We start from the raw sequence: 8,537 nt of genomic DNA, 5'->3' as shown, positions 1-8,537 counted from the left end.
CTCCGGGACTTCCCGGGGGCCCTGCCGTTTTTCGTTAGCCTGGCCCGATGCCGTTGCTCGGACCAGCCGACCCGCTGCCGCACGTGCCGCGGCGCGTCCTCGTCGCCGGCAACGCCGGAGCGGGCAAGTCGACTCTCTGCCTCCGCATCGCCCGCAGCCGTGACCTGCGCCGGGTCGAGCTGGACAGCCTCTACTGGGGCCCGCGGTGGACACCGCGCCCGGAGTTCGCCGCCGAGGTCGCCGCGTTCGCGCAGGAGGACCTCTGGGTCACCGAGTACCAGTACAAGGACGTGCGGCCCGTGCTGCTGCGCCGGGCGGACACCGTGGTGTGGCTCGACCACCCGTTCACGACGGTGATGACGCGCCTGGTGAGCCGCACGGTCAAACGGCGCGCGGCCAGGGTGGAGTTGTGGAACGGTAACCAGGAATCGCCGCTGTGGTCGGTGTTCACGGACCCCGGGCACATCCTGCGGTGGGGCTGGAAGTCCTACCGGCGCAACCGGGCCAGGGTGCTCGCCCTGGCCGGAGAGGTCGTGGTCGTCCGGCTGCGCGGGCAGGCACAGGTCGAACGGTGGCTGGCAGGGCCGCTGGCCTCGGTCGGGGAGGAGCGTGCTCGGTGAGAACGGCGCTGGTGCTCGGCGGGACCGGAATGCTGGCGGGCTGCGCGGGGCAGCTGCTGGAACGCGGGTGGCGCGTGGTGCTGCCGTCGCGGACCCGGCCGCTGATGGCCGACGACGGCCCTGGCCGCGCGGCGCGCGCGTCGATCAGCCGCGGCCATCGGCCGACGTGGGTCAGGGCCGACTGGGCGAGACCCGCCGACCTCGCGGCCGAGGTCGCCGACGAGTTGCAGGGCCACCCGGTGAACCTGGTGGTGGCGTGGGTGCACACCAGCTATCGCGCGAGCGTTCTCACGGCCGTGCGGCACCTCCTGGCCGAGGGGGCGCCGGTGGTGGAGGTGCACACCTGCGCGCCGGTGCCCGATCCCGTGCTGCAGCACCCGACGCAGCAGGTCCTGCTCGGACACTTCTCGCACGACGCGTCGAAGCGCACGAGCCGTGCGGTGCTCGACGCCGTCGAACGGGCGTTGGAGGGGCGGCCGCCGTCGCTGCACCACGAGGACGTCCGCTGACGCGCGTTCGGTCATCCTCACCGTCCGATCGGTGATGAGGATGTAGGGTCCCCCACGACGTCGGGGGACGTGTGTTTTTCCTGGGGGAGTTCCCGTGAGTTCCGAGGTTGTCAGACCCGTGCGCGGAATCGGCACGGTGGCGACGTGGGTGATCGCGTTCTCCGCGGCGACACAGGTCGTCACGGCCGTGCTGCTGTGGATCTCCGTCGACGAGGCCACGGCCCTGGCCGCCACCTTCGTCGCGCTGCTGGTGCAGGTCGTCGCGGGTGTGCTGTTCATCGCCTGGATGCGCCGGGCACGGTTCAACTCCGACGTCATCACGTCCAGGCACCAGCACCGCTGGACGACCATGTGGGTGGTCGTCGGCTGGATCATCCCGTTCGGCAACCTGGTCATCCCGTACGCGGTGATGCAGGACATCTGGCGCGGGTCGGACCGGACGCAGCCCGCGGTCGGGCTCCAGCAGCGACCCCAGAGCGGTCTCGTCACCGGCTGGTGGATCACCTACATCGGCTCGAACGCGCTCGGCCTGGTCTCCGGCCGCGCCGCGCCGGACGACCACGCGTTGCTGTCGACGGTCTCCAGCGCGGGCCTGGTCGTCGCGGCCGTCCTGGCGGCACGGATGATCGAGCGGGTCGCCGCGATGCAGGAAGCCGTTCCCGTCAGCGCGTGACCGTGCGGGTCAGCGCGCCGAGCGCATCCCGCGCACCAGCAGCATGACCGACTCGCGCACCTCCGCCCGTGACCGCTCCGGCTGGAACACCTGCCAGTCGAGCGCGATCACGAGCAGCGTGCCGAACAGCGCCGCCGAGGCCGTGCCCACCTCGACGCCCTCGGGCAGCCGGCCCGCGTCGGACAGGCGCTTCATCTGGCCGCGCACGATCGACACGATGTCGTCGCGCAGCAGCGAGAGGGTGCCGTGCCACTGGCCGGGCGTGCGCCACAGCTCGGAGACCAGCAGCTGGCCGAACGCCGGGTACTCGGCCCAGAAGCCGAGCATCTCGTCGACCAGCGCCTCCAGCGAGTCGTCGGCGCTCTCGGCCGAGCGCAGCCGGGCGGCGAGGATCTCCACGCCGTGGTGCAGCAGGGCCTCGACCAGGGCGTCCTTCGAGGCGAAGTTGTAGTAGATCGTGCCCTTGGCGACACCCGCCTCCGCCGCGATCTCGTCGACCGTGACCGACGCCGCGCCGCGTTCGCCGACCAGCTTCAGCGCCGCGTCGAAGAGCTTCTGCTTCGTCGCCGTCGTCCGCGCGCTCACAGCACGAGCTCCGGCTTCAGCCTCGACGCTGTCCACACCCGCTGCTTGTAGGCCGCCACGGACGTCAAGGCTAGGGCTCCGACCAGCCAGGCGAGAAGGATCACTGCGTCGTGGCCCACGATGCCCAGGTCACCGCCGTACATCAGGTGGCGCAGGCCGTCGACCGCGTAGCCCATCGGCAGGCCGTAGTGCAGCGGGTACAGCGGCACCGGGATCGTCTGCCACGGGAACGTGCCGCCCGCGCTGACCAGCTGCAGGATCAGCAGGATCAGGCCGAGGAACTTGCCGACGGCCCCGAACGCGGCGTTGAGCGCGTGCAGGATCGCGACGAACGTCAGTGACATCAGCACGAGGAACCCGAACGTGCCGAGGGGGTTCGAGGGCTCGATGTCCACGACGAACCGCACGACCGTGAACATCACGAGCACCTGCACGATGCCGAGCAACGCACCGGGAAGCCATCCGCCCAACGCGACACGCAGAGCTGACTGACCGGCGGCGAGCGCACGGCGTGAGAGCGGGCGCAGCAGCAGGAAGAGCACGAACGCGCCGATCCACGTCGCCAGGCCGAGGAAGAACGGGGCCAGGCCCGCGCCGTACGTCGCCGCCTTCGTCTGCGACAGGCCGCGCACCGCCACCGGGTCGCCGATGGCCTGCGCGATCGCGGCACGGGTCGGGTCGTCGGCGTTCGGGATCTTGTCCACGCCGCCGGTGAGGCCGTCGCGCAGCTGGGCGGAGCCGTCGGCGAGCTGGTTCGCGCCGTCCTTGAGCTTCGTGGTGCCGTCGACGGCCTTCTGCTCGCCGTCGCGCAGCTGCGCCGTGCCGTCGGCGAGCTTCGTCGCGCCCTCGTCGAGCTTGCCGACGCCGTCGACCAGCGCGGGCATCTTCGACGCGAGCAGCTCGGCGCCGTCGGCCACCTGGTCCGCGCCGTTCGAGAGCTTGCGCAGGTCGCCCGCCGCGCCCTGGACCTTGCCGTTGGCGTCGTCGACGGGCTTGCGGACCTGGCCGATCGTGGTGAGCACGCGCTGCACCTGGTCCTCGGTGAAGCCCAGGGCGCGCAACCGGGTCGCGATGTCGCCGTCGGCCTGGTCGAGCACGCCGACCAGCGCCTGCGCCTTCTTCGCGTACTCCTCGGCCTGGGTCGCCGCGGTCTCGTTGCCGTTCGCGACCTGACGCGCGCCGCCCGCGAGCTGGCGGGTGCTGTCGGGCAGGACCGAGGTCTGCGACCGCAGCTGGTGCGTGCCGTCGCGGAGCTGCACAGCGCCGTTGGCCGCCTGCGTGGCGCCGTCGAGCAGCTGGCGCTGGCCGCTGTCCAGGTCGTTCACGCCGTTGCGCAGCTGCGCGGCGCCGTCGGCGAGCTTCGTCGCGCCGTCGGCCGCCTTGGTGGTCTCCTGGCGGATCGTGGAGAAGCCGAGCAGCAGCTTGTCGGCGGCCTCTGTGGAGACCTTCGCCGTCACAGCGCGGCGCACCTCGGACACGACCTGGTTCGCGATCGTGCTGCCGAGGTAGTTGTTGGCGTCGTTGGTCGTCAGCGTCAGCACGCCCTGGCGCGGTTTCTGCTGTTCCGCGGACGTGAGCGCCTCGGAGAAGTCCTCCGGCAGCGTTAGCGCGAAGACGTACTCGCCCTTGCGCACGCCCTCGTCGGCGTCGTCGACGACCTTCCAGTTGAACTTCCTGCCGTTGAGGAGCTCGTCCGAGACCTCCTTACCGGCGTTGACGTCCTCGGTCCCCTTGTCCTTGACGACCAGCGCGGCGGGGACGTTGTCGAGGTTCGAGTACGGGTCCTTGTTGGCGTAGAGGTAAAGCGACGCGTAGAGCAGCGGCACCAGGGCCAGTGCCAGGACGGCGAGCTTGGGGAGCTTGCCGGAGGTGATCCGGCGCAGCTCGTTGAAGGCCATGCGAAGGGCGCTCATGCGGTGATCTCCATCTTGGTGGCGTTGTCCTCACCAAGGCGCGCGTGCGTGATGCCGAGGATGTGAGCGGAGGAGTTCGAGCACAGGACGACGACGGACCGTTCGGGGGTCACGTGGTCGTTCGCCAGGGCGAACCACTCGCGCGGGTCGGGGTGGTAGCGGTCGGGGCTGTCGAGGACCAGCGCCGTGACGCCGGGGCGGGCGGCGGCCAGGTCGAGCAGCACCGCGCACCGCGTCTGCGCCGGCACGTGTTCGAAGCGGAGGGATGCGTGCTCGTCGGCGGCGTGCTCCACCAACCAGTCGTGCACCGCCTTCTTGCCCGAGGGCATGCCGTTCATCGCGAGCTCCTCGCCGACGACGGCGGCCAGGCTGAGCGACTCCTCCGGTTCGTTCACCTCGGGGGCGTCGACGAGCACGACCCGCTTGCGCAACGTCTTCGCGTCCGGCGAGACCGTGCCCGTGGACGGCTTCATGCGGCCGGAGAGCAGCAGGCCGAGCGCGGTGTGACCGGTGCCGGGCTCGCCGGCGACCAGGGTCAGCTCGCCCGGCCGCACGGTCAGCGAGGTCGGCCGGAGCAGGGGACCATGGCCCCCGTTGACGCCTGCGCGGCTCGCGTGGATCTCCACTGCCCTGCCCTTCCTTTGAACTGACCGGTCAGTTCAAATTCTGCTCCGAGCGGGGGCGCGCTGCAACCCGGACATAGGTCACCTAAGGGCGGAGGCGGGGCGTACTTCCCAGACGGTCCACAGCGGCCGGTAGCCCTGCCGTGGCCAGAAGACGCTGCTCAACGGGTTCGGCGGGTTGTAGTAGAGGTACGTGCCCACCACGCCTGACCGGTGCAGCTCCTGGTGGACGTGCGCGACGAGCTGCCGGCCGACGCCGGTGCCGCGGGCGCCCGGCAGCACCGAGACGCAGTTCACGTAGCCCCAGCGGCCGCGCGGCAGCCGCACCTCCGCGGCCGTGCCCGGCTCGGACGAGACGATCGCGCACTCGGCCAGCCCCACCGCGACGCCGTCGCGCTCGGCGAGCCAGATCGGGCTCGCGGTGTCGAGGCGCTCCGCGAGCGCGCGTCGTTTGACGGCGGCCGCGTCCGGGCGCACGACCGTCGAGCCGACGAACGACGAGTACTCGAGCTCCGCGAGCGACAGCTCCAGCACCGCCTCGAGGTCGTGCGGGGTGGCGCGGCGGATCGTGAGCGTGCGCGGCGCGTGGTCGTTCGGCGCGCGCAACCTCACGCCGAGCACCGACAGCGGCACCAGGCCGTGGTCCAGGAACGCGCGCGCTGCCCTCGTGTCCCGGCTCGGCCAGTGCACGACGCACGCCGTGTCCTCGCCGATCTCCTGGGTGTCGAGGTGCTTGCGCCACCGGCTCAGGAGCGCGTCCATGCCCTGCGTCGAGCCCACGAGCGGGAGCAGCTCCCACACCTCCGCGGCCGACCACAGCCGGGTGATCGAGTGCGGTTCGAAGCTCTGGTGGCTGACGACCCCCGCGATGCGCGCGCCGTCCGCGAGGGCCGCCGTGAGCACGTGGCCGTCCATCGGTGGTTCGGCGGCGGGCGGGAGCAACGGGTCCAGCGACGCGAAACGTGCTGACTGGGCCGCCACGAGCCCGCGTGCCGAGGTCATGCGCGTGAGGTTACGACGTCAGGCGGGTCCGGAAGATCGCGGTGCCGGGGAAGAGCTTGCCGCGCAGGGGGCTCCACTGGCCCCAGTTGCGGGTGTGCCCGGCCGGCCACTCCGGTTCGACCAGGTCCTCGACGACGAAGCCGGTGCTCGTGAGCGCGCGGACGTAGTCGCCGAGCGTGCGGTGGTGCTCGACGTAGGTGGCGCGGCCCTCCTCGTCGACCTCCACGTACGGGGTGCGGTCGAAGTACGACTGCGTCACCGTCAGGCCGAGCGGGCCGGGGTCGTCCGGGAAGATCCACCTCATCGGGTGGTTCACCGCGAAGACCCACCTCGCGCCCGGCTTGAGCACTCGGGCCAGTTCGGCGAAGACCTCGCGCACGTCCGCCACGAACGGCACGGCGCCGAACGCGGAGCAGGCGGCGTCGAAGCTCGCGTCCCGGAAGGGCAGCTGGTCGGCGCTCGCCTGCACGAGCGGGACGTCGACCCCCGTCTCCTCGTTGTGCTTGCGGGCGTGCCGGAGCATGCCCGCGGAGATGTCGAAAGCGGTCACGTCGGCGTGGTTGGCCTTGAGCCAACGGGCGCACATCGCACTGCCGCAGCCGACCTCGAGGATGCGCTGACCAGCGACTTCGCCCAGGAAGCGGGTGTCCTGCTCACGCAGGCCCTCGGGGCACCAGACGAAGTCGGCCGCGCCCAGGAAGTCGCCGTGCGTCTCGTGGTAGTCGTCGGCGTCCGCGTCCCACCAGATCCGGTTCGCCAGGCGGGACTCGGCGGCGTCCGCTCCGCGCTTCACGATCCCGGCCGTGCCGAGCGCCTGCTCCGCGCTCGCGTGCTGGTTGGACACACCGCTCCTTCACATGGGGGCTGGTTTGCTTGCGGGTCTCGCAGCCGCGTACGATATCGCGTGCGTAGTGGGTTAGCGCTGCCCATGATCCAGAACCGTTCGGAGTCAAGGTTTCCGGGTCGCTGCGCGCGCACCACCACCAGCCAATCGATGCCAATCCGTACCGGAGCCACCTACCTAATGTCCACCGACACCACCACCGCCCCCGTTGCCGCTGCGCCGAAGCAGGTCGCGATCAACGACATCGGGACGGAGGAGGACTTCCTCGCAGCTATCGACAAGACGATCAAGTACTTCAACGACGGCGACATCGTTGAGGGCACGATCGTCAAGGTCGACCGGGACGAGGTCCTGCTCGACATCGGCTACAAGACCGAGGGCGTCATCCCCTCGCGCGAACTGTCGATCAAGCACGACGTCGACCCCAACGAGGTTGTCAAGGTCGGTGACGAGGTCGAGGCGCTTGTTCTCCAGAAGGAGGACAAGGAAGGCCGCCTGATCCTCTCCAAGAAGCGCGCCCAGTACGAGCGCGCGTGGGGCACCATCGAGGCCCTCAAGGAGAAGGACGAGCCCGTCAAGGGCACGGTCATCGAGGTCGTCAAGGGTGGCCTCATCCTCGACATCGGCCTCCGCGGCTTCCTCCCGGCCTCGCTCGTCGAGATGCGTCGCGTCCGCGACCTCCAGCCGTACGTCGGCCGCGAGCTCGAGGCGAAGATCATCGAGCTGGACAAGAACCGCAACAACGTGGTCCTGTCCCGCCGCGCGTGGCTCGAGCAGACCCAGTCCGAGGTCCGCAGCGAGTTCCTCAACCAGCTGCAGAAGGGCCAGGTCCGCAAGGGCGTCGTGTCCTCGATCGTCAACTTCGGTGCCTTCGTGGACCTGGGTGGCGTCGACGGTCTCGTCCACGTCTCGGAGCTGTCCTGGAAGCACATCGACCACCCGTCCGAGGTCGTCGAGGTCGGCCAGGAAGTCACCGTCGAGGTCCTCGACGTCGACATGGAGCGCGAGCGCGTCTCCCTGTCGCTGAAGGCCACGCAGGAAGACCCGTGGCGCCAGTTCGCCCGCACCCACGCGATCGGCCAGATCGTGCCGGGCAAGGTCACGAAGCTGGTTCCGTTCGGTGCGTTCGTCCGCGTGGACGAGGGCATCGAGGGCCTGGTCCACATCTCCGAGCTGGCCGAGCGCCACGTCGAGATCCCGGAGCAGGTCGTGCAGGTCGGCGACGACGTCATGGTCAAGGTCATCGACATCGACCTCGACCGTCGCCGGATCTCGCTGTCGCTCAAGCAGGCCAACGAGGGCTTCACGGTCGACACCGAGTTCGACCCGACCCAGTACGGCATGGCCGCCGAGTACGACGACCAGGGCAACTACATCTACCCCGAGGGCTTCGACCCGGAGACCCAGGAGTGGCAGGACGGTTTCGACAAGCAGCGTGAGGAGTGGGAGCGCCAGTACGCCGAGGCGCACACTCGTTACGAGGCCCACATGAAGCAGATCCGCAAGGCCGCCGAGGCCGAGGAAGAGGCTTCGGCCGAGGGTGCGGGCAACTACACCTCCGGTGGCGACGCGCCTTCCGCTTCGGTCGGTGCCCCGGCCCAGTCCGGTGGCACGCTCGCTTCCGACGAGCAGCTCGCGGCGCTCCGCGAGAAGCTGTCGGGCGGCATGTGAGTCCGGCCTGGCCAGACGCATTCCGAAGGCCCCCGCGCTCCGGCGCGGGGGCCTTCCGCGTGTCCGGCGGGTCTGCCGGTCCCGCACCACCGGGGAC

Annotated in this window: 9 protein-coding genes; 4 read left to right on the top strand and 5 right to left on the bottom strand. The window is 70.5% G+C overall.

All coding sequences use genetic code 11. From position 1 onward, the window contains the following. The first annotated feature begins 47 nt into the window (after positions 1–47). From ACFWGZ_RS36795 to ACFWGZ_RS36785, 3 genes are all read left to right on the top strand, one after another. Complete coding sequence (locus ACFWGZ_RS36795) at positions 48–620, top strand: AAA family ATPase (RefSeq protein ID WP_382456209.1); 573 nt, start codon at positions 48–50, stop codon at positions 618–620. Continuing rightward, entirely contained in the window at positions 617–1,129 is a 513-nt protein-coding gene (locus ACFWGZ_RS36790) for a hypothetical protein (RefSeq protein ID WP_382456208.1), read from the top strand. Before ACFWGZ_RS36795 ends, ACFWGZ_RS36790 begins: the two co-directional genes overlap by 4 nt. Before the next feature lie 94 nt (positions 1,130–1,223). Continuing rightward, positions 1,224–1,802, top strand: coding sequence for a DUF4328 domain-containing protein (locus ACFWGZ_RS36785; RefSeq protein ID WP_382456207.1), 579 nt, complete (start codon positions 1,224–1,226; stop codon positions 1,800–1,802). 9 nt (positions 1,803–1,811) lie between these two features. On the opposite strand, the gene ACFWGZ_RS36780 is transcribed toward ACFWGZ_RS36785, so the two are convergent. The 5 genes from ACFWGZ_RS36780 to ACFWGZ_RS36760 all read right to left on the bottom strand — a co-directional run bounded on the left by ACFWGZ_RS36780 (position 1,812) and on the right by ACFWGZ_RS36760 (position 6,769). Further along, positions 1,812–2,387, bottom strand: coding sequence for a TetR/AcrR family transcriptional regulator (locus ACFWGZ_RS36780; protein WP_382456206.1), 576 nt, complete (start codon positions 2,385–2,387; stop codon positions 1,812–1,814). Continuing rightward, positions 2,384–4,300, bottom strand: a complete 1,917-nt coding sequence (locus ACFWGZ_RS36775; RefSeq protein ID WP_382456205.1) for a YhgE/Pip family protein — start codon at positions 4,298–4,300, stop codon at positions 2,384–2,386. Before ACFWGZ_RS36775 ends, ACFWGZ_RS36780 begins: the two co-directional genes overlap by 4 nt. Next, positions 4,297–4,926, bottom strand: a complete 630-nt coding sequence (locus ACFWGZ_RS36770; protein ID WP_382456204.1) for an ABC transporter ATP-binding protein — start codon at positions 4,924–4,926, stop codon at positions 4,297–4,299. The genes ACFWGZ_RS36775 and ACFWGZ_RS36770 overlap by 4 nt, the downstream gene beginning before the upstream one ends. A 78-nt stretch (positions 4,927–5,004) precedes the next feature. Further along, positions 5,005–5,925, bottom strand: coding sequence for a GNAT family N-acetyltransferase (locus ACFWGZ_RS36765; protein ID WP_382456203.1), 921 nt, complete (start codon positions 5,923–5,925; stop codon positions 5,005–5,007). 10 nt (positions 5,926–5,935) lie between these two features. Beyond that, a complete protein-coding gene (locus ACFWGZ_RS36760; RefSeq protein ID WP_382456202.1) occupies positions 5,936–6,769 on the bottom strand; it encodes a class I SAM-dependent methyltransferase in 834 nt (277 codons plus the stop codon). A gap of 180 nt (positions 6,770–6,949) precedes the next feature. Here ACFWGZ_RS36760 and rpsA point away from each other — a divergent pair, with 180 nt between their 5' ends. After that, positions 6,950–8,440, top strand: a complete 1,491-nt coding sequence (gene rpsA / locus ACFWGZ_RS36755; protein WP_045315762.1) for a 30S ribosomal protein S1 — start codon at positions 6,950–6,952, stop codon at positions 8,438–8,440. Positions 8,441–8,537: the final 97 nt, after the last annotated feature.

This window comes from Lentzea sp. NPDC060358, assembly GCF_042725365.1.
GTDB lineage: Bacteria > Actinomycetota > Actinomycetes > Mycobacteriales > Pseudonocardiaceae > Lentzea.
This window is presented reverse-complemented; position numbering and strand designations above follow the sequence as displayed.

Coding starts and splice junctions, on each gene's coding strand:
- ACFWGZ_RS36795 (WP_382456209.1), top strand. CDS start 48: ATGCCGTTGCTCGGACCAGCCGACCCGCTGCCGCACGTGCCGCGGCGC.
- ACFWGZ_RS36775 (WP_382456205.1), bottom strand. CDS start 4,300: ATGAGCGCCCTTCGCATGGCCTTCAACGAGCTGCGCCGGATCACCTCC.
- ACFWGZ_RS36765 (WP_382456203.1), bottom strand. CDS start 5,925: ATGACCTCGGCACGCGGGCTCGTGGCGGCCCAGTCAGCACGTTTCGCG.
- rpsA (WP_045315762.1), top strand. CDS start 6,950: ATGTCCACCGACACCACCACCGCCCCCGTTGCCGCTGCGCCGAAGCAG.